Annotated in this window: 14 protein-coding genes; all 14 read left to right on the plus strand. The window is 47.7% G+C overall.

What is annotated here, in order from left to right; all coding sequences use genetic code 11:
- The first annotated feature begins 65 nt into the window (after positions 1-65).
- Entirely contained in the window at positions 66-7,247 is a 7,182-nt protein-coding gene (locus D3P07_RS12155; protein WP_119800486.1) for a DUF5018 domain-containing protein, read from the plus strand.
- 522 nt (positions 7,248-7,769) lie between these two features.
- Positions 7,770-8,828, plus strand: coding sequence for an AI-2E family transporter (locus tag D3P07_RS12160; RefSeq protein WP_119800487.1), 1,059 nt, complete (start codon positions 7,770-7,772; stop codon positions 8,826-8,828).
- 276 nt (positions 8,829-9,104) lie between these two features.
- Positions 9,105-9,728: a HEAT repeat domain-containing protein gene (locus tag D3P07_RS12165; RefSeq protein WP_119800488.1), complete on the plus strand. Its 624-nt coding sequence runs from the start codon at positions 9,105-9,107 to the stop codon at positions 9,726-9,728.
- A gap of 180 nt (positions 9,729-9,908) precedes the next feature.
- Positions 9,909-10,877, plus strand: a complete 969-nt coding sequence (locus D3P07_RS12170; RefSeq protein WP_119800808.1) for a tRNA dihydrouridine synthase — start codon at positions 9,909-9,911, stop codon at positions 10,875-10,877.
- Positions 10,878-11,066: 189 nt separating this feature from the next.
- The gene (locus D3P07_RS12175) at positions 11,067-11,774 is read left to right on the plus strand and encodes a haloalkane dehalogenase (RefSeq protein ID WP_259391491.1); all 708 of its coding nucleotides are present in this window, start codon (positions 11,067-11,069) and stop codon (positions 11,772-11,774) included.
- Between the two features lie 211 nt (positions 11,775-11,985).
- Positions 11,986-13,098 carry a helix-turn-helix domain-containing protein gene (locus D3P07_RS12180; RefSeq protein ID WP_182914283.1) on the plus strand — a complete coding sequence of 371 codons (1,113 nt, stop codon included), beginning with the start codon at positions 11,986-11,988 and terminating at the stop codon, positions 13,096-13,098.
- Positions 13,099-13,210: 112 nt separating this feature from the next.
- On the plus strand, positions 13,211-14,221 hold the full coding sequence (locus tag D3P07_RS12185; protein ID WP_119800491.1) for an ABC transporter substrate-binding protein: 1,011 nt from the start codon (positions 13,211-13,213) through the stop codon (positions 14,219-14,221).
- A 41-nt stretch (positions 14,222-14,262) separates the two neighbouring features.
- Entirely contained in the window at positions 14,263-15,039 is a 777-nt protein-coding gene (locus D3P07_RS12190) for an alpha/beta hydrolase (protein ID WP_259391461.1), read from the plus strand.
- A gap of 67 nt (positions 15,040-15,106) precedes the next feature.
- Positions 15,107-16,147, plus strand: coding sequence for a FecCD family ABC transporter permease (locus D3P07_RS12195; RefSeq protein ID WP_483870196.1), 1,041 nt, complete (start codon positions 15,107-15,109; stop codon positions 16,145-16,147).
- Complete coding sequence (locus tag D3P07_RS12200; RefSeq protein WP_182914284.1) at positions 16,147-17,136, plus strand: FecCD family ABC transporter permease; 990 nt, start codon at positions 16,147-16,149, stop codon at positions 17,134-17,136. Before D3P07_RS12195 ends, D3P07_RS12200 begins: the two co-directional genes overlap by 1 nt.
- Positions 17,137-17,613: 477 nt before the next feature.
- Complete coding sequence (locus tag D3P07_RS12205; RefSeq protein ID WP_259391462.1) at positions 17,614-18,552, plus strand: MBL fold metallo-hydrolase; 939 nt, start codon at positions 17,614-17,616, stop codon at positions 18,550-18,552.
- A gap of 139 nt (positions 18,553-18,691) precedes the next feature.
- Entirely contained in the window at positions 18,692-19,279 is a 588-nt protein-coding gene (locus tag D3P07_RS12210) for a hypothetical protein (protein ID WP_119800495.1), read from the plus strand.
- 88 nt (positions 19,280-19,367) lie between these two features.
- Positions 19,368-19,628 (plus strand): RNA 2'-phosphotransferase, encoded by a 261-nt coding sequence (locus D3P07_RS12215; RefSeq protein WP_259391463.1) that lies wholly within the window; start codon positions 19,368-19,370, stop codon positions 19,626-19,628.
- A 75-nt stretch (positions 19,629-19,703) separates the two neighbouring features.
- Complete coding sequence (locus D3P07_RS12220) at positions 19,704-20,501, plus strand: TatD family hydrolase (protein WP_119800496.1); 798 nt, start codon at positions 19,704-19,706, stop codon at positions 20,499-20,501.
- Positions 20,502-20,540 lie beyond the last annotated feature (39 nt).

Here is a 20,540-nt window from a genome sequence, read left to right on the forward strand (position 1 = left end):
ATATGCTGATTTCTATAAAATACTAGGATAATGATGCCTCGGGCTATTAAGAAAAGGAGAACATAATGAGAAAATCGACTTTAATCAAGAAAAAAATAATGATTAGTCTACTAATGCTTATTGCAAGTCTGTTATTTATTCCTACGATTACAGATGCTGCACCCAATGACCCCGTATTTGTATCTGTCACTTCCGAAGAAGCGACTACATTTGCTTTGGATCAGGAGGGTCAGATTTGGGCATGGGGAGAGAATGGCAACCAGTATGGGCAATATGGTGACGGTACAACTGTATCCTCCGCACTCCCCAAAAAAGTTCAAGTGATGAATGGTGGTACTCCGGTTAGATTTACAAAAGCAAATCCGGCAGCCAATCATTCTATAGCCTTGGATAATAACGGGAATATCTGGACGACAGGACATGATTCTGACGGACAATTGGGCAACGGACCGTTAGGCGATTCTCTTACATGGACGAGAATTAACATCCCGGGTAGAACGTTTGTAGATATCGCAGCGACAGTGAATGCTTCATTCGCTTTGGACAGTAATGGTTCCTTGTGGGGATGGGGCTATGAAACAACGTTGACTCCCCAAGTACCGGTGCAGGTGCCAGTGGAAAAGGATGGGACAGCTTATAAATTAAAATCGCTTTATGGACATGATCAAGCAGTTATGGCAATAGATACAGATGACCAGGTATGGTACATCCGTGAGGAAGGACGATATCTCCCCCAACGATACTGGACGATGGCAGGCGTGAGATTCAAATCGGTATCCATTGGTTCCGGTTCAAGCGGAGCGGGGCCATTCGTGTTGGCTCTCGATACTTACGGTAACGTATGGGGCTGGGGAGACAATTCCAGAGGGCAGCTTGGACATGGGCTTTCTCCAAATTTCAGCTACAATCCAATCCCCATTCCGATTAAGAACGGCAGCAATCCGATTGAGTTTGCTCAAATCTCCGCAGGGTATAGTCACACGTTGGGGTTGGATGTTAACGGGAAAATGTGGGTTTGGGGAGTAAATGAACAGGGGCAATTGGGCGACGGTACAACTTCGGACACGTCATATGCTAAGACATATACGGTCTCTTCTTTCGAGGATGGCGTTCTACGTATGGTAGGCTTCAGATCCGTGGAGGGGGGATTGGATAGATCGTATGCCTTGGATCTAGAGGGAAAGCTGTGGCACTGGGGAAATGGAGTATTAAAACCAGCAAAGCTCGGTTTGGCAGTAAGTGCGACGAAGGAAATCACCGCGTTCAGCTTCGCAAGCCCGGCAGTGACGGGAACAGTGAACGAGGCGGGCAGAACGATAAGCATAACGGTACCTTATGGAACAAATATTGCATCGCTGACGCCGACGATTACGCATACGGGTGCAAGCATCTCGCCGAATAGCGGCGCGGCGCAGAACTTTACCAATCCGGTGACATATACGGTGAGCGCAGCGGATGGAAGCACGAAGAGTTACACGGTAACGGTGAATGTGGCCGCCAGCCCGGCGAAGGCGATCACGGCATTTGGCTTTGCATCGCCAGCTGTTGCTGGGACGATAAACGAAGCAGCCGGAACAATCACGGTTCATGTACCATACGGAACGAATGTTACTTCGTTAACTCCGACGATTACACATACGGGTGCAAGCATTTCGCCGACCAGCGGTATGGCACGGAACTTTACCAATCCGGTGACGTATACGGTGACCGCAGCTGACGGGAGCATAAAGAGTTACACGGTAACGGTGAATGTGGCCGCGAGCCCAGCGAAGGCGATCACGGCATTTGGCTTTGCATCGCCAGCTGTTGCTGGAACGATAAACGAAGCAGCCGGTACAATTACGGTTCATGTGCCATACGGAACGAATGTTACGTCGCTAATTCCAACAATTACACACACAGGAGCAAGCATCTCGCCGACCAGCGGTACGGCACGGAACTTTACCAATCCGGTGACGTATACGGTGACCGCGGCGGACGGAAGCACGAAGAGTTATACGGTAACGGTGAATGTGGCCGCCAGCCCGGCGAAGGCGATAACGGCATTTGGCTTTGCATCGCCAGCTGTTGCTGGAACGATAAACGAAGCAGCTGGAACAATCACGGTTCAAGTGCCCTATGGAACGAATGTCGCGTCGCTAACGCCGACGATTGTGCATACGGGAGCAAGCATCTCTCCGAATAGCGGATCGGCACAGAATTTCACCAATCCGGTGACGTATACGGTGAGGGCAGCGGACGGAAGTATGAAGAGCTACACGGTAACGGTAAATGTGGCCGCCAGCCCCGCGAAGTCGATCTCGGTATTTAGCTTTGCATCGCCAGCTGTTGTGGGAACGATAAACGAAGCAGCCGGTACAATCACGGTTCATGTGCCATACGGAACGAATGTCGCGTCACTAACGCCGACGATTACGCATACGGGAGCAAGTATCTCGCCGAATAGTGGCGCGGCACAGAATTTTACCAATCCGGTGACGTATACCGTGAGGGCAGCGGACGGAAGCATGAAGAGCTACACGGTAACTGTGAATGTGGCCGCCAGCCCGGCGAAGGCGATTACGGCATTTGGCTTTGTATCGCCAGCTGTTGTGGGAACGATAAACGAAGCAGCCGGAACAATCACGGTTCATGTGCCATACGGTACAGACATTACCGCATTAACACCAACGATTACGCATACGGGAGCAAGCATCTCGCCGACCAGCGGTACGGCACGAAACTTTACCAATCCGGTGACGTATACGGTGACCGCGGCGGATGGAAGCAAGAAGAGTTACACCGTAACGGTGAATGTGGCCGCCAGCCCGGCGAAGGCAATCACGGTATTTAGCTTTGCATCGCCAGCTGTTGCGGGAACGATAAACGAAACAGCGGGTACAATCACAGTTCATGTGCCCTATGGAACGAATGTCACGTCGCTAACGCCGACGATTACGCATATTGGAGCAAGCATCTCACCGAATAGCGGCACGGCACAGAACTTTACGAACCCGGTATCCTATACAGTGACTGCAGCGGATGGAAGCAAGAAGAGTTACACCGTAACGGTGAATGTGGCCGCCAGCCCGGCGAAGGCAATTACAGCGTTTAGCTTCACGACACCAGCTGTCTCCGGTACGGTGAACGAAGCAGCCGGAACAATCACGGTTCATGTGTTATATGGAACAGACGTTACTGCATTAACACCAACGATTACGCATACGGGAGCAAGCATCTCACCGAATAGCGGTACGGCACAAAACTTTACCAATCCGGTGACGTATACGGTAACCGCAGCTGACGGGAGCAATAAGAGTTACACGGTAACGGTGAATGTGGCCGCAAACCCGGCAAAGGCGATCACAGCGTTTAGCTTCACGACACTGTCTGTTGCTGGAACGATAAACGAAGCAGCGGGTACAATCACGGTCCATGTGCCCTATGGAACGAATGTCGCTTCGCTAACGCCGACGATTACACATACGGGAGCAAGCATCTCGCCGACCAGCGGTACGGCACGGAACTTTACCAATCCGGTGACGTATACGGTGACCGCAGCTGACGGGAGTATAAAGAGTTACACAGTAACGGTAAATGTAGCCGCTAGCCCGGCAAAGGCAATCACGGCGTTTAGCTTCACGACACCGGCTGTTGCCGGTACGGTGAACGAAGCGAGCCGCACGATTGCTGTAACCGTGCCATACGGAACAGACGTTACTGCATTAACACCAACGATTACCCATACGGGAGCAAGCATCTCGCCGAATAGCGGTACGGCCCGGAACTTTACCAATCCGGTGACGTATACGGTGACTGCAGCGGATGGAAGCATAAAGAGTTACACGGTAACGGTGAATGTGGCTACCAACCCGGCGAAGGCAATCACAGAGTTTAGTCTCACGACACCTTCTGTTGCTGGAGCGATAAACGAAGCAGCGGGTACCATCACGGTTCATGTGCCATATGGAACAGATGTTACTGCATTAACACCGACGATTACGCATACGGGAGCAAGCATCTCACCGAATAGCGGCACGGCACAGAACTTTACAAACCCGGTATCCTATACAGTGACTGCAGCGGATGGAAGCAAGAAGAGTTACACCGTAACGGTAAATGTGGCCGCCAGCCCGGCGAAGGCAATCACAGAGTTTAGCTTCATGACACCTTCTGTTGCTGGAGCGATAAACGAAGCAGCGGGTACAATCACGGTTCTTGTGCCATATGGAACAGACGTTACTGCATTAACACCAACAATTACACACACAGGTGCAAGCATCTCGCCGATCAGCGAAGTGGTGCAGGACTTCATTAATCCGGTGACGTATACGGTGACCGCGTCGGATGGCTCCACGCAGAATTACACCGTAACGGTGAGTGTAGCCGCCAGCTCAACGAAGGCAATCACAGCGTTCAGCTTCACGACACCAGCTGCTGTCGGTACGGTGAACGAAGCGAATCATACGATTGCCATCACCGTTCCTTATGGAACGGATGTTACAGCACTAGCGCCAACAATTACACACACAGGTGCAAGCATCTCGCCAAACAGCGAAGTGGCACAGAACTTTACCAATCCAGTGACGTATACGGTGACCGCATCGGATGGCTCCACGCAGAATTACACCGTAACGGTGAGTGTAGCCGCCAGCTCAACGAAGGCAATCACAGCGTTCAGCTTCACGACACCAGCTGCTGGCGGTACGGTGAACGAAGCGAATCATACGATTGCCATCACCGTTCCATATGGAACGGATGTTACAGCACTAGCGCCAACAATTACACACACAGGTGCAAGCATCTCGCCGAACAGCGAAGTGGCGCAGGACTTCACTAATCCGGTGACGTATACGGTGACCGCATCGGATGGCTCCACGCAGAATTACACCGTAACGGTGAGTGTAGCCGCCAGCCCGGCGAAGGCAATCACAGCGTTCAGCTTCACGACACCAGCTGCTGTCGGTACGGTGAACGAAGCGAATCATACGATTGCCATCACCGTTCCTTATGGAACGGATGTTACAGCACTAGCGCCAACAATTACACACACAGGTGCAAGCATCTCGCCGACCAGCGAAGTGGTGCAGGACTTCACCAATCCGGTGACGTATACGGTGACCGCGTCGGATGGCACCACGCAAAGTTACACCGTAACGGCGAATGTTGCAGCAAACTCGGGGAAGGCAATCACAGCGTTCAGCTTCACGACACCAGCTGCTGTCGGTACGGTGAACGAAGCGAATCATACGATTGACATCACCGTTCCATATGGAACGGATGTTACAGCACTAGCGCCAACAATTACACACACAGGTGCAAGCACCTCGCCGATCAGCGAAGTGGCGCAGGACTTCACCAATCCGGTGACGTATACAGTGACCGCGTCGGATGGCTCCACGCAGAATTACGTGGTGACCGTTAACGTCGTTCCTGCAAGTGTGCATCAATTGACTGCGGACAGAGCAGACGGCCAGGTCAACTTAAATTGGGGTACAGTGAAGGGTGCAACCTATTACAAAGTGTACGTGTCAACCGTTCAAGGCCTGTTTGACGAACCGGTTGCTGTATCAGTCACAGATGCGACATACAACATGATGGGGCTGATGAACGGAACGACATATTACTTTATCGTAAAAGCGGGCAATGCAGGAGGTTTGAGTGAGGCGTCGAATGAAGCTAGCGCCACACCAGGTACTGTTCCTGACGCGCCTACCAATGTAATAGCTGTTGCTGGGAATGGGCAGGCAACTGTTTCCTTTACTCCACCAGCCAATGACGGTGGTTACGCCATCACCAGCTATGAAGTGACTGATTCATCGGGAGGAATTGTACGAAGCGGATCCTCAAGCCCAATCACGATGACTGGCCTGACCCCTGGCATAAGTTATACCTTTACAGTTAAAGCGATCAATGAAGTCGGAAAAAGCATGGCCTCTACTGCATCCAATGCAGTCATCCCAAGCTCCCCGACCGGCGGCGGCAACGGCAGCAGTAATAATAACAGTGAGACTGCAGCTTCACTAGCGGACGTCTTTCTTAACCATGAAGTGGTCGATGCGGGAGCGCAAACTACAGTGGATCACGGCAACAAGATGCTGACGATCATTGTCGATCGGAACAAGCTTGTGAATCGACTTGCGGCGGTAGAACAAGGCGCGCTCATCACTTATCGGGTGAACTCAAGCTTTGATAGGGTTGTGGCTGAAATGGATGTCCCTTTGGTCAGAAGCATGGCAGCAAAGCAAGCTGTCATCACTTTCGAAACCGACAAAGCCAAGTATGTGTTGCCGGTGCAGCAAATCAACCTTGAAGCTTTGGTCAGCCTGTTTGGCGAATCGGTCGCCCAGCAGGACATCAAACTAAAAGTAGAGATTAACACACGGGGAGCAGAGGACACGGCTAATACGATCAAAGATGCCGTATCCCAAGGCATGTTCACCCTCCTGGTGCCGCCGATTGAATTTAACATCCAGGCGACATACGGAGAGACAACAGTCGAACTTTCGAAGTTCAACACTTTCCTGGAACATTGGATTGCGATTCCGGACAATGTGAACCCGGATTCGGTGACAGCAGCCGTAGCCGTTGAACCAAATGGTATGTTCCGCACTGTACCAATCCAAGTCGTTGAGATTGAAAATCAGCATTTTGTAAAAGTCAGAAGCCTGAATAACGGCACGTTCGCCATTGTATCTCATGCTGCAAAATTCAATGATGTGACGGGTCACTGGGCCGAACAGGCTATCCGCGACATGGGTGAGCGGATGATCGTTGAGGGTGCAGGCAACTTGTTTGAGCCAGATCGGGAAATTACCCGCGCGGAGTTTGCCGCCATACTCGTTCGTGGATTAGGGCTGCCTATGGAGAATGGAGCCGCTCCATTCTCGGATATTCTCCAGTCAGCTTGGTACAACGATGTCGTGAATACAATATATACCTATCGCTTGATTACTGGATTTGAAGACGGCACGTTTAATCCGAATGATCGAATATCTCGCGAGCAAGCGATGGTCATGTTATCCAGAGTCATGACACTCACCGGACTTAAAGCCAAGCGGACCGGCCAAGCGGCAGATGAAATACTGCTTCCGTATACGGATGCGGCTTCTGCCTCCAAATGGGCGTTGGGCGGAATTGCAGATTGTATCCAGTCAGGAGTCATAATGGGGAAAAGCGGTGCAAAACTTGCGCCACAGGACTTCGTGACGAGAGCCGAGGCTGCGACCATCGTGCAACGCCTGCTACAGCTATCTAATCTAATCTGATTTTGGCTAACATGAGGTTATCCCGCACGTGCTTATCTGCGTGCAGGATAACCTTTTTTCTCAATAGCGTGCATTCTCTAGCTAGTGGCTCGGCTTCTATGATGGCGCATTCCGATATGCATTCACGATGAACGGTAAGCTGTTTCCTGACACGCTCATGTTCTCCGTCAATGAAGGCGATCTGGTGAAAATGACGATTAAGCCACATATAAAGTACAGAAATGAAGGGAAAATATTTATTATTTCCGTAATGGAGAATTACTTGTTTTATAGGAATGTTGCATGAATCCGTCCCGCCTTCACACAAGGCGGCTTTTCTTTTGCTCGAATTACGCTTTCCATGGTGACGCGGATATGAGCAGTTTGCTGGTGGTAAGGACTACGGGAACAGTTTTAAATGCAGTAATTTTCATATATAATAACTTGACTGGCAACCGCGGTCAGAAATCGAGCTTTCGTAAGGTGACTCTCCGCATCCATAAATCTTTGAATGACTAAACTATAAGTAATTGAGGGAAGCGAATGAATTTTTTGCGGGAGTTTTTTGCCAATAGTATAGTAAGAAGAATCCTGTTCCTCTTACTGGTCGTTTTGTTGCTGTACAGCTTGAGAGACATGCTCAATTTGATGTTGCTGCTGTTTCTTGTTACCTTCGTCATGGGACGCCTAGAGGGCTTTCTTACGAAGAAAATATCTAAGTTGTTCCCCATATCTCCCATTGTCGTTAATACGGTATTGTACGCTGTATTAATATTTGGGCTCGTATATGGAATTATCAATTATATTCCGAAGCTCATTAATCAAATTTCCGATTTATATGTGTCCATGATCAAATTCTTGGACACACCTCAGTCGGATGAATTTGCTGAGTTTGTCTCCTCCACGCTTAACAAACTGGAATTAGAGCAATACGGGGGCTATGCATTAAATTATATTGTGAAACTCGGTAAATGGGCAGAGGTAATTGTTTTTGTTATCGTATTGAGCTACTTCTACTTAATCCAGAAGCATACCGTCAATCATTTTACGGAAAAGTTGAGCAAGAGCAAAATTAGTTGGGCTTACAATGAGTTTAAATACTTTGGCCAAAAATTCACCTCTTCTTTCGGTAAAGTGATTGAGGTTCAGCTGATGATTGCCGTATTCAACACGATTCTGACGATTGTCGGTTTGTGGATTATGGGCTACCCTTACTTGTTCGCTCTAAGTATCACGGTATTTTTACTGAGCCTTGTGCCGGTAGTCGGTGTTGTGATCTCCTTCATTCCGATCAGTATTATCGGTTACCAGATAGGCGGTATTACAACGGTCATTTGGGCGATTATTATGATTTTGCTTATCCATGCAGTGGAGACATACTTCTTAAATCCTAGGTTATACGCTCACAAAACAAAGCTGCCGATGTTCTACACCTTTATTATTCTCATTTTCTCCCAGCATTTCATGGGGATCTGGGGACTTATTATTGGGATTCCGATCTTTATGTTCCTGCTTGATATTTTTGAAGTGGATCAAAGCAACAATAAAAGTTCAGAAAAAGAAGCGGCACAGCTATCAGGAGAGAACCCTAGCTCCAAATAGAATATGGAACAGGCCTGCTCTCCAAAAGGGGGCAGGTTTACTTTTTTTCACTGATAAGTGACAAGTGCATTAGAGTACAGGAAAGTTGTTTCAAACGGAATCAAAACCTGATCGATGTAGATCGGTATCTTCCTGGGCAGTTGAATGGACTATTCCGCTATCAACTGTACGCGCTGTAACTAAGGCAAATGCCGACAGAGCGAGCGTTGCGACCCGGTACTGCTTACCATGGGGGCAAGCAGATGGAGATGCCTAACCGAAAAAGGAGAACAACAGATGACTATAATCGATAAATTGGCAACGTCGCTCAATCGCAAAGACGAAGGTCCTAATCAGGAACTGGCGCAATATATTGCCGACATTGAAGATAGAGAAGCTGTGAGAGAGCTTATGGATCACTTAACTAACAAAGACAAGGACATCCAAAGCGATTGTATTAAAGTACTCTATGAAATTGGAAATCGCAAGCCGTCTTTGGTTGCCGGATACAGCAAAGAGTTTTTAACCTTGCTTGATCATAAGAACAATCGACTGGTTTGGGGCGCTATGACAGCACTAGATGCGATAACTCTTGAAAGTCCGGAAGTTATATATGCAGCACTTGATCAGATTGTTGATCGTATGGACAAAGGATCGGTAATCACCAAGGATCATGGAGTCAATATCCTGATTAAGCTTTGTTCTGTCCCATCCTATGCTGATCATGCATTCACCTTGCTCATCGAACAGCTTAAGAGATGTCCGACCAATCAACTTCCCATGTATGCGGAGAATGCCATATCCATCGTTAACGATACTAACAAAGCTCCATTCATCCATACGCTTTTCTCACGGCTCGACGATATCGACAAAGACACCAAACGAAAGCGAGTGGTGAAAGTGATTAAGCGGTTGAGTTGATTCGCTAGCTATTGGTAATATTATATAGATGATATCTGAAGACTAAAAATAGATAAGTTGTGTTACTATGAATATATTTTCAAATGATAATAGCGCTGTATCTATAAGAGAGGAATTGAACAGGCAGTGAATAATAATTTTTGGCGTGATTTACCTCGCCCGTTTTTTATACTTGCACCAATGGAAGATGTAACGGATGTTGTTTTTCGTCATGTCGTAAGCAAAGCAGGCAGACCTGATGTGTTTTTTACCGAGTTTACAAACACGGAGAGCTATTGTCATCCTGAGGGGACTTATGGCGTACGAGGACGTCTAACGTTCACCGAAGATGAACAACCGATGGTGGCTCATATTTGGGGGGATAAGCCTGAATTTTTCAAGGAAATGAGTATAGGTATGGCTAAGCTTGGCTTCAAAGGTGTGGATCTCAATATGGGATGTCCCGTGCACAATGTTGCAACGAAAGGGAAGGGAAGCGGCCTTATTCTGCATCCAGATCTTGCGGCAGATATTATTCAAGCAGCAAAAGCGGGAGGATTGCCGGTCAGTGTGAAAACTAGGCTTGGCTACAACGATATAGAAGAATGGCGGGATTGGCTAACCCATATTTTGAAGCAAAATATTGCTAATCTGTCTATTCATCTCCGTACAAGAAAGGAAATGAGCCTGGTAGATGCGCATTGGGAGCTCATTCCGGAAATTAAGGAGCTTCGTGATCGTATAGCACCAGACACTCTGTTGACAATCAATGGAGATATTCCTGATCGGCAAAAGGGGCTAGAGCTTGCTGAGCAATATGGTGTAGATGGGATCATGATTGGGAGAGGGATATTCCATAATCCTTTTGCCTTTGAAAAAGAACCGAGAGAGCATAGCAGTGACGAATTACTGGATCTGTTAAGATTGCATCTTGATCTTCATGATAAATATGCAACAGAATTAACGCTGCGTCCATTTAAAACACTTTTGCGTTTTTTTAAGATATATGTCAAAGGATTTCGAGGGGCAAGTGAATTGCGAAATCAATTGATGAGCACGAAGTCAACGAATGAGGTGCGTGAACTTCTTCATACCTTTGAAAAGAATGTGGATGATGGGATTGAAGAGCATACGGATGTAGAGCATAGGAATGAAGATAGAAATTGTTAACGATAGATACGCTTCTCTCACACGACTCGCCGATATTGAAAAAGACACCAAACGAAAGTGACTGGAGAAAGTGATGAAGAGATTGAATGCTCACAAATAAGCAGAAGTGCACCCCTTAGCATAGACATTGGAAAACCTCTTTCCGATGAAATTCTAAGGGGTGCATTTTTATGACGAGGTACACGCTGCATTGCGCCTGATCTCGTCGGCATGGGCGATTCCGATAAGCTCCCGTACAGCGGGCCTGACGCGTACACCTTCGTCGAACACCGCCGCTATCTTGATAAGCTGCTCGAACAGCTGGGAGTCAGCGAGCGAGTGACGTTCGTCGTACATGACTGGGGATCGGCGCTGGGATTTGATTGGGCGAAGCGTCATCCCGGCGCGGTCAAAGGCATCGCTTATATGGAGGCGATCATTATGCCGGGCAGCTGGGATGATATGTCGAAGGAAGGGCGCCAGGTGTTCCAAGCGCTTCGGTCGCCAGAAGGGGAACGGATGGTGCTGGAGCAAAATTCGTTCATCGAGTTCAATCTGCCGGTTAACATTTTGCGCAAGTTGACGGATGAAGAGAGCGCTCAGTACCGCCGTCCGTTCTTGGAGCCGGGTGAAAGCCGCCGTCCCATGCTCAGTTGGGCGCGCCAGCTGCCGATCGGCGGCGATCCCTCCGATCTAATAGCGATTGTCGCCGAATACGGCGAATATCTGGCGAAGAGCGCCGTTCCCAAGCTGTTCGTTCATTGCGAACCCGGCAGACTGCAGCAAGCCCACATCGATTTCTGCCGTACTTGGCCATCGCAGACGGAAGTTACGGTACCGGGTCTTCATTACCCGCAAGAAGACGCGCCCGAAGCAGTCGGCGAAGCGCTTGCCGTATGGTTGGGAAAATTGGCGTAAGGTATGGCGGTGTTGGTGAAGGAAAACTAATCGTTAAGCTGATTGGCGCATCGCATACTGCAATGGAGCGGGAAAAGTCCCGCTTCTTTTTTTTGATAACAGTTCCGCCATTGCCTGCTTCGCTAAAGAAAAGTATAATTGATAATAATTATCATTTCGTGGCAAGGAAAAAGTTTACTGTATGCAGACATGCGGTATAGAGGGTGACAGAATGCAAAAACCAATGCAAAAAACAGATTTAAGCGAGGTTAGACACTATATAGAAGAGAATTTCACGAAGCAATTGACGTTAGATCATTTGGCAAGTCTGACGGGCCTAAGTCCCAGCTACTTCTCCTCGGCGTTCAAGCAAGAGTACATCCAAAGTCCAATGGAGTTTGTTACCCAGCTGCGTATTCAGAAGGCTAAGCAATTATTGCAAAAGGAAGACGCTCGATTGAAACTTATAGCTGAGGCTGTTGGATACAGCGATGAATTTTATTTTAGCCGAGTGTTCAAAAAGGTTGAGGGCATATCGCCTACGATGTACACCAGCCAGCAAAAATCCCATATCGGTGTGGTAACCGGCAACATGATGGGTTATTTGCATGCGGCAGGCATCGTGCCCTTTGCCGCACCGTTAAGCGCAAAGTGGACTCCCTATTATTATAATCTGTGGCTGCATCAAATCGAGCATAAGGTATCCTTGACGAAAAATAAAAATTACTGCATCCCGAGTGAGCTGTACCATTTGCCAATGGATCTTCTCATCTCTCCCAAGGATATGCCGTCGGAGCTGGTCAAACGGATGGAGGATCATTTTCCCGTCTATTGGCTGGATGATAAGCAAGATTGCTTCATCGCCTTATCGGAGCTTGCTGCCCGATTGAACAAACGAGAAGAGGCGAAGCAGTGGATCGCACAGTATCAAGCAAGATTGAATAACATTCGTCAAGGGTTAGACTGGGCGGCTAATCCGCCTAAGGTTCTAGTTATTCGCATTTATCAGCAGCGAATATTTGCTTATTGCAATTCAGGCATTCAACATCTTTTATTCAAAGATTTAGGGGCGGTATCCAGTTACGAGCATCAGGGCTTATATAATACCGAAATTTCTATTGATGAGTTGGGCCAATTGGAGGTAGACAAGCTGTTTACAATCATATGCCCCGACGATGAGTCGCGAGCAACCTGGCATCATTTGCAACGGGATGCTGGATTCAAAGGACTGGAGGCTATCAAACATCAACAAATCTTTGTTATTCATTCCGATCCGTGGTTTGAATATTCTCCTGTTGCTTTAAGACGAATGCTAGAGGAAGTTGCCGTGATGATGCTACCTTGAAAATGTACATGGCCAATCGTAATATGTTGCATGGTCAACGAGCCTTATCTCTTATATACTCAATAATGAGAATGATTATTATTGAGAATTCGGGAGAGAGGGAAAGTCAATCATGAAGTGGTTCCATGCAAAAAATATAGGTTATGCAGCAATGGTTGGTTTATTATCTATTGCACTGGCAGCTTGCGGCAGCAACAAGGAAGCCGATCCTGGGGCAACGGCTACTCCCGCACCAACAAGCGAATCGAGTTCAACGGATGAAACAGGCGCAAACGAATCGAATTCGTCTCCAAGAGAAGCGTTTGACGTAACGGATCAGGTAGGCAATACCGTAACCATACCCGGAACGGTACAAAAGGTGTATGCGCCTGGTTTGGAGGATTACTTGGTTACACTCGGCGTAACGCCAGTAGCCCAATGGTCCACTGGCGAGAAACCGCAGCAATATTTGCAGGATACGCTTAGTGGTGTCAAAGAAATCAGCTTTGCCAATGGCGTTCCATCTCCGGAATCTGTTGTAGATTTGGAGCCGGAACTAATTATATTCCCAACCGCTTTCTATGCGCAGAATGGCGTTCATGAGAACTATTCGCAAATCGCTCCGACTTACGTATTCAAGAATGCCCTTGGCAACGTAGTGGAAGCAACGGAAACGATTGCGAAGTTGCTGGGGCTAGAGGATAAAGCAACAGAAGCTATTGCTGCTTACAATACCAAGCTGGAAGAAACGAAAGCGAAGCTAACCAGCCTTTCAGCCGGCAAAAAAGCGATATATATTAATGCGAATGCCCGTGCAATCTTCTTGGTAGGCAACTTCCATTACGGCGGTTATGTGCTCAGTGAGCTGGGATTTGCCCAGAGTGCTCTAGTAGAAGGAGAAATGTCCGCTGATATTTCGCTTGAAATGCTGTCTGACATAGACGCCGATTATATATTCATTAACAACAATGATGGTCTGGGAGATGCTTTCCTGGCAGACATCAAAGCTAGCCCGTTATGGACCGCGCTGCCAGCCGTTCAAGCTGGCCAAGTGTTCGACGTAAAAGGCGATCACTGGAGATCGAGCGGATTAATTGCTTACCAGAAAACGATGGACGATATCGTGGCGTTCTTGCAGCCATGATCATTAAGCCATACGTTAAGCACAATTATGAAACGATGTTGATGACGAGTAAAAGCAAGCATTTGGACTATGAAATTTTCATAGCAAAACCTTTTGATGAGCCTGCAGAGGGCGGATATGGTGTCATCTATGTGCTGGACGGCAATGCACTATTCGAAACCGCCGCCGAAATCACGCGATTGTTGACGCGCAAGCCCAAAGGATACCAGCCGGCTATTATAGTCGGCATCGGGTACCCTGGCGGCGAAGCCTTTGATACCGTGCGTCGAACCTATGATTTGACGATGCCGGCCGAGCCTGCCAATTTACCGCAGCGTCCGAACGGAGAGCCTTGGCCTGAATATGGCGGGGCAGATGAGCTGCTTGCCTTTTTTGAAAAGGAGTTAATGCCGGCTATGGCACAGCGGTTCGCCATCAATAAGCGGAAGCAGGCATTGTTTGGTCATTCGTTCGGAGGATTGTTCGTTCTTCATGCTTTATTCACACAACCGGCATTGTTCTCCCATTATATCGCAAGCAGTGCTTCCATCTGGTGGAATGATTACGGGTTATTAGATGAGTATGAAACGTTCAAAGCAGATTTGAAAAGCAATGCTCTTAGTCAATTGCCCAAAACACTTATGATTGCCGGTGAAAATGAGCTTGATCATATGGTCAAGGATAGTCTGAATTTATGCGCTGACATGATGTCGCTGCGCATTCCAGGCTTTGAAGCAAGCTGGGCACTGCTTGAGCAAGAGGAGCATGTGAGTGTAATTCCTGGTGCGATTAGCCGGGCAGTGAAGTTTTTGCTTGCTACAACATCGGAGAATCGTTAGACAGCATATTCGTTCTGCATTGGAGCTGGCCCTTGGCTGGCTCTTTTTGCAAAGCGAAGGGGAAGGGTTGGAAACATTGGCCTCAAATGTTCAAGAATCATCATCAACAAGTGCAAAGAAGTTCTCCTTTGTACTATTGCTTATATTCATGCTCTTGCTATTAATGGGAGCATTAGTGCTTGCTATGGCGCTAGGAGCGAAAAGAATCCCATTTGCAGATGTGCTCATGTCGATCTTTTATTTTGATCAAACGTCTACTTCTCACAATGTGATTCAGACCATTCGCTTGCCACGTGTACTTGCGGCTATGGCTACAGGAGCCGGGTTTGCCGTAAGCGGAGCCATTATGCAAGGCATTAGCCGCAATCCATTAGCTGACTCAGGTATTCTGGGGTTAAATGCCGGGGCAGGCGTCATGCTGGTCCTTGCCATGGTGTTCCTGCCGGCGCTTTCATTTACCGGCACGCTTTGGCTATGTGTATTAGGAGCGGCATTAGGAGCGGGTCTAGTATTTGGTGTCGGCTTATTAAGCAGGCGAGGCTTGACGCCTATTCGGCTTGTATTGGCCGGCGCTGCAATATCTGCGATGCTGACTGCTTTGAGTGAAGGGATAAGCATCTTTTTTTCAGTGGCGCAGCAGGTGGCTTTTTGGTATGGAGGAGGGTTAAGCGGCATTAAGATGGCACATTTACAGCAAATGCTGCCGTGGATGCTCCTGGCTCTATTGCTTGCTATCGTCATTTCAAGATCGATTACCATCCTATCCGTAGGGGATGAAACAGCGGAAGGGCTTGGCGTTCGTACTAAGCTGATTAAGAATCTCTCCCTGGTTGCTGCCTTCCTGTTGGCCGGGATTTCATGTGCGCTAGCCGGATCGGTAAGCTTTATCGGATTAATTGCCCCTCATTTGGTACGTTATTTGGTCGGGGTAGATTATCGCTATATCATTCCGCTATCCGCCATTATGGGAGCTATTCTTGTTGTGCTTGCTGATTTGGCGGCGCGAATCGTCAATGCCCCTTATGAAATTCCAGTAGGTGCTGTCATTGCGGTTATCGGCATTCCGTTCTTTCTCTTTCTGGCGCGCAAAGAAAGGCGGGAGCTATAGTGAAGGTAAGATGGAAATTTATCATCATTGCCACATTCATCCTTCTCGGTTTTATCTACAGCATATCTACCGGTCAAAGCAGCTTAAGCTTGCCGGAATTATGGCAAACCATATGGGGGAATGGCACGGCAAGGCAGGAGCTTGTCCTGTTTCAGTTCCGCATTCCTCGCATGCTGTTGGCTTTTCTAGTTGGCGGAGCATTGGCGCTGGCAGGCATGCTGCTGCAAGCCATCAGCCGCAATGCATTGGCGGACCCGGGAATATTGGGGATCAATGCGGGAGCGGGATTGTCGATGATGCTGTTTTTACTTCTGCAAAATAGCTCTACCGGCTTGCATACGAATGTTCAGCCGTTCTATGCTCTTATAGGCGGATTTATTGTGGTTGCGCTGTTATTTTTGCTTTCCTATGATCGACATCATGGGATTATACCCATTCGATTAATCTATACAGGTGTTGCTATTGCTGCTGCGATTAGCGCATGTCTGATTGTACTGACCTACGTGCTGGACCCATCGCAATATCAAATGATCAAGGTGTGGCTGGCAGGGAATATAGGGAATAGCAACTGGAATCATGTCTATGCCATGCTGCCCTGGGTCATTATCATTGTCCCTTTAATCCTTCGTCATCATCGCATATTGGATGTGCTGAAGTTTCACGATCCGGTAGCCATCAGTGTAGGCGTGTCTGTCAACAAATATCGTATTTGGTTTTTAGTATGCAGCGTATTATTGGCAGCGCCAGCGGTTGCGGTCAGTGGAAGCATCGGATTTGTAGGGTTAGTCGTTCCGCATTTGGTCAGACGGCTATTTCGCGGGCATAAATTAATGATTCCCGGATGCTTGTTGATCGGGGGCGGATTAGTAGTAATCGCAGATGCTCTGGGCAAGATGGCCGTAGCCAATACGGAAATACCGGCAGGCGTAATCGTCGCCTTGATTGGCGCTCCTTACTTTTTATACTTATTAATTAAGAGCGATAAATGACCATCCCAACGAAATCAGCTACTTGATGCCAGGGAGCGAGTGTGGAATCGTAATGAACTTGGCTGCTGCTATGGCAATTACGTAATTGAAGCATAAAGCCGAACCTTGACCTCTCCCATAGCGGGCGAGGTTTTTTTATGTGAAACGCCGGTCCTAATTGGGCTATCGGTTAAGTTCGGTCTTTGCAGAAGTAAAATTTGATATGGGGAGAATGAATTGTTTACAATAAAGGAAGCATGGAAGACTTAATGACGATGAAGGGCTATTATCCATTATTCGTAGGGATGAGGAATAGATTCGACTAATAGAAAGTTGGGATCAAACGGAATGAAAATATTGCTTCTAGTCGTTATAATCGCTTTAGTCATTTATTTGATACAAAAATATTACCCTCCGCTTGGAGGCAGAAGCTCAGCTGAGAGTCATAAAAGGATTATGGCCTCCCCTCAGTTCAGCGACGGGAAGTTCCGCAATCAAATGCCAACGACAATGGTGAACAGTATAAAGGATACCTTCGAGGCACTTATTAAAACGATTAAAGGGACTCCGAACAGCAGGCCGAAAGGCAGTGTGCCGGTCGAACCGTTTGATTCGAAAGCTTTCATGGAGAATAAGGATGATCAAGTGATCTGGTTCGGGCATTCCACGCTATTGCTGAAGGTGGATGGGGTGAAGCTATTAATAGACCCTGTCTTCAGCGACTATGCTTCCCCTGTCCGATTCTTCGGTCCCAAGCGCTACAGCGACAAGCTGCCGGCAGAGATAGAGGATTTGCCTGAACTGGACGCTGTTCTGATATCGCATGATCATTATGATCATCTGGACTATGCATCGATCCGCAGGTTGAGAGGTAAAGCGAAGCAATTTATTGTTCCGTTAGGAGTGGCCGGTCATCTTGCGAAGTGGGGAGTCGATCCTGACCGCATCATAGAGCTGGATTGGTGGGAGGAGCAGCAGCTTCATGGACTAACGTTAATCAGTACGCCGGCCAGACATTTCTCAGGCCGGGGCGGCGGCGCTAGGGCTACCTTATGGAGCTCTTGGGTGATTGTTAGTGATCAAACGAGAATATATTATAGCGGGGATAGCGGATACGGGCCGCATTTCAAGGAGATTGGAGATAAATTGGGACCGTTCGACCTCACTCTCATCGAGACGGGGCAATATGATGAGAAGTGGGCGAATATTCATATGTCTCCTGAAGAGTCGTTGCAAGCTAACCAGGATGTGCAAGGCAAACTAATGATCCCAATCCATTGGGGCGCCTTTACATTAGCGCTGCATAGCTGGACAGACCCTGTAGAGCGGGCAACACGTGCAGCCGAACTTCTGAACACTGTCTTGGTGACACCTAGAATAGGCGAAACCGTTACAATAGGAGCATCGGAATACCCTTCAACGAATTGGTGGAAATAACATTTATTATAGAGGGATCAAAAAGAGCGAAAAGACAGCACAGAACCCGAATGACGAGTTCTGTGCTGTCTTTATGTATTACTGAATACGTTCTGCTCGTATAGTTTGCGAATGATCGTTAAGAAAGGAAGGTTTTTCTGTGAAAAAGAAACGCATAACAATAATGTCTTTATTGTTTTTTTTCATAGCTATTGGAAGCATAGTTGGATTCGCATTGAATAAAAACAATCATCAGAATGATCATGCCACTGCTGTTCATGCACAAAATGGTAGCCTTGAAGATGAATTCTGGAATGTGGATTTAATTATTCAAGGAACTGTTATAGGTCAGGAAGAAACTTTTCAAAGAGATTCAGGTGTAAAAATCAAATATGACAATTCTTTTCCCGTTACCCCTGCAATTGTTCAGGTTAACAAAGTTCTATACGGAGAGACAGATCAACAAAACATTACGTTGCTGCAGCATGGCTCCAATGACAATAAAACAGATAGTAGTAAAATGGTTAAAGAATCTGAAAATGTGATCCTGATTCTAACAAGAACGGAATCAGGACATTATTGGTCATATAACTTCGAAGATGGAATCTGGATAATGAATAACGGAAAAGTAAAATCCCAAACCCAAAAAGAAATATTAACGTCAGGAAGATCCGAGCAAGACTTAGAAAAATTCATAGACAAAATAACTGCGGCAGCTAAAAATAAGAGAAAACCATTAACCGAATAGTAGCCTTCATTGGAATTTTTGTATCTAACCAAACATTCCCGTTCCTTCTACGTTCCGAGAGGCTATACTGCAATTAACAGCAAATCGGATGAAGGTTAGAGATGCGCTGCTAGCGTCTATACAAGCCCAGCCTAAGTGGGGATGGGTTGGGAATGAGCATATCGAGCTGGTCGTACGCCAGTCGGATAAGCAGCGCTTTGAAATCATAAATGGACGTATACGAGCCAGATACGGACATAGCCATGACCGTGTCAATTATTCACCGGCAGAGCCTCCAGCCATCCTATATCATGGCACCAATAAGCAGCGCCAAGCATTCGGGAGTAACGTTCTACTATGCCGGGAATGAAGTATGGTTAGCGGATCATGTTCCAGCAGCAAGCTTTACAATAAAGAATCCAGAGAAATAAGGGGAAATAGAGAGATGAATCAATCCAACCATTATCCGATCATTGATATCGGCGTAAACTTAATGCACCGGTCGTTCCATCAGGATAGGGAGCAAGTCGTACTGAGAGCGTTAGATGCGCAGGTATCACCGCTTATAATTACAGGTACGAGCGTAAGAAGCAGTATGGAGGCATCACGCTACGCGGCTCAATACCCTGGAAAGCTGTATGCCACAGCAGGCATGCATCCCCATGATGCGAAGAGCTGCACAAGCGAGACCATTGCGAAGCTAAGAGAGCTGGCAGCGTTGCCCCAGGTTGTAGCAATTGGGGAATGCGGTCTGGACTACAACCGTGATTTCTCGCCGAGAGATGTGCAGCGCAAGTGGTTCGAGGAGCAGATTCGGCTGGCGCATGAGCTGAATATGCCGCTGTTCCTGCATGATCGGGAAGCGTTCCCCAACTTTGTAGCCATTCTGAAAGAACATGCCGTCTCCAAAGCGGTTGTACATTGTTTTACAGGTACGGCTTACGAGCTTAGAACTTATCTCGATATGGGCTTCCATATCGGAGTTACCGGCTGGATCTGTGACGAGAGAAGAGGGAAGCATCTGAAGGAGCTTGTCCGCATGATTCCGCTGAACCGTCTCATGATTGAGACGGATGCGCCGTTCCTGGCTCCGCGCGACTTGAAAGAGAAGCTAGCGGATGGACGGAACGAACCTTCGATTCTGCCTCATATCCTCCATACGGTCGCTCGCTGCATCGGGAAATCGGCAGAAGAGGTTGCGCAAGCGACAACGGAGACGGCAAAGGCGTTTTTCCGTATCTGATCGTTGCCGTTCGCAAGCAGCAACAGATCGAAAGCATAG

The organism is Paenibacillus sp. 1011MAR3C5, from assembly GCF_003591485.1.
GTDB lineage: Bacteria > Bacillota > Bacilli > Paenibacillales > Paenibacillaceae > Pristimantibacillus.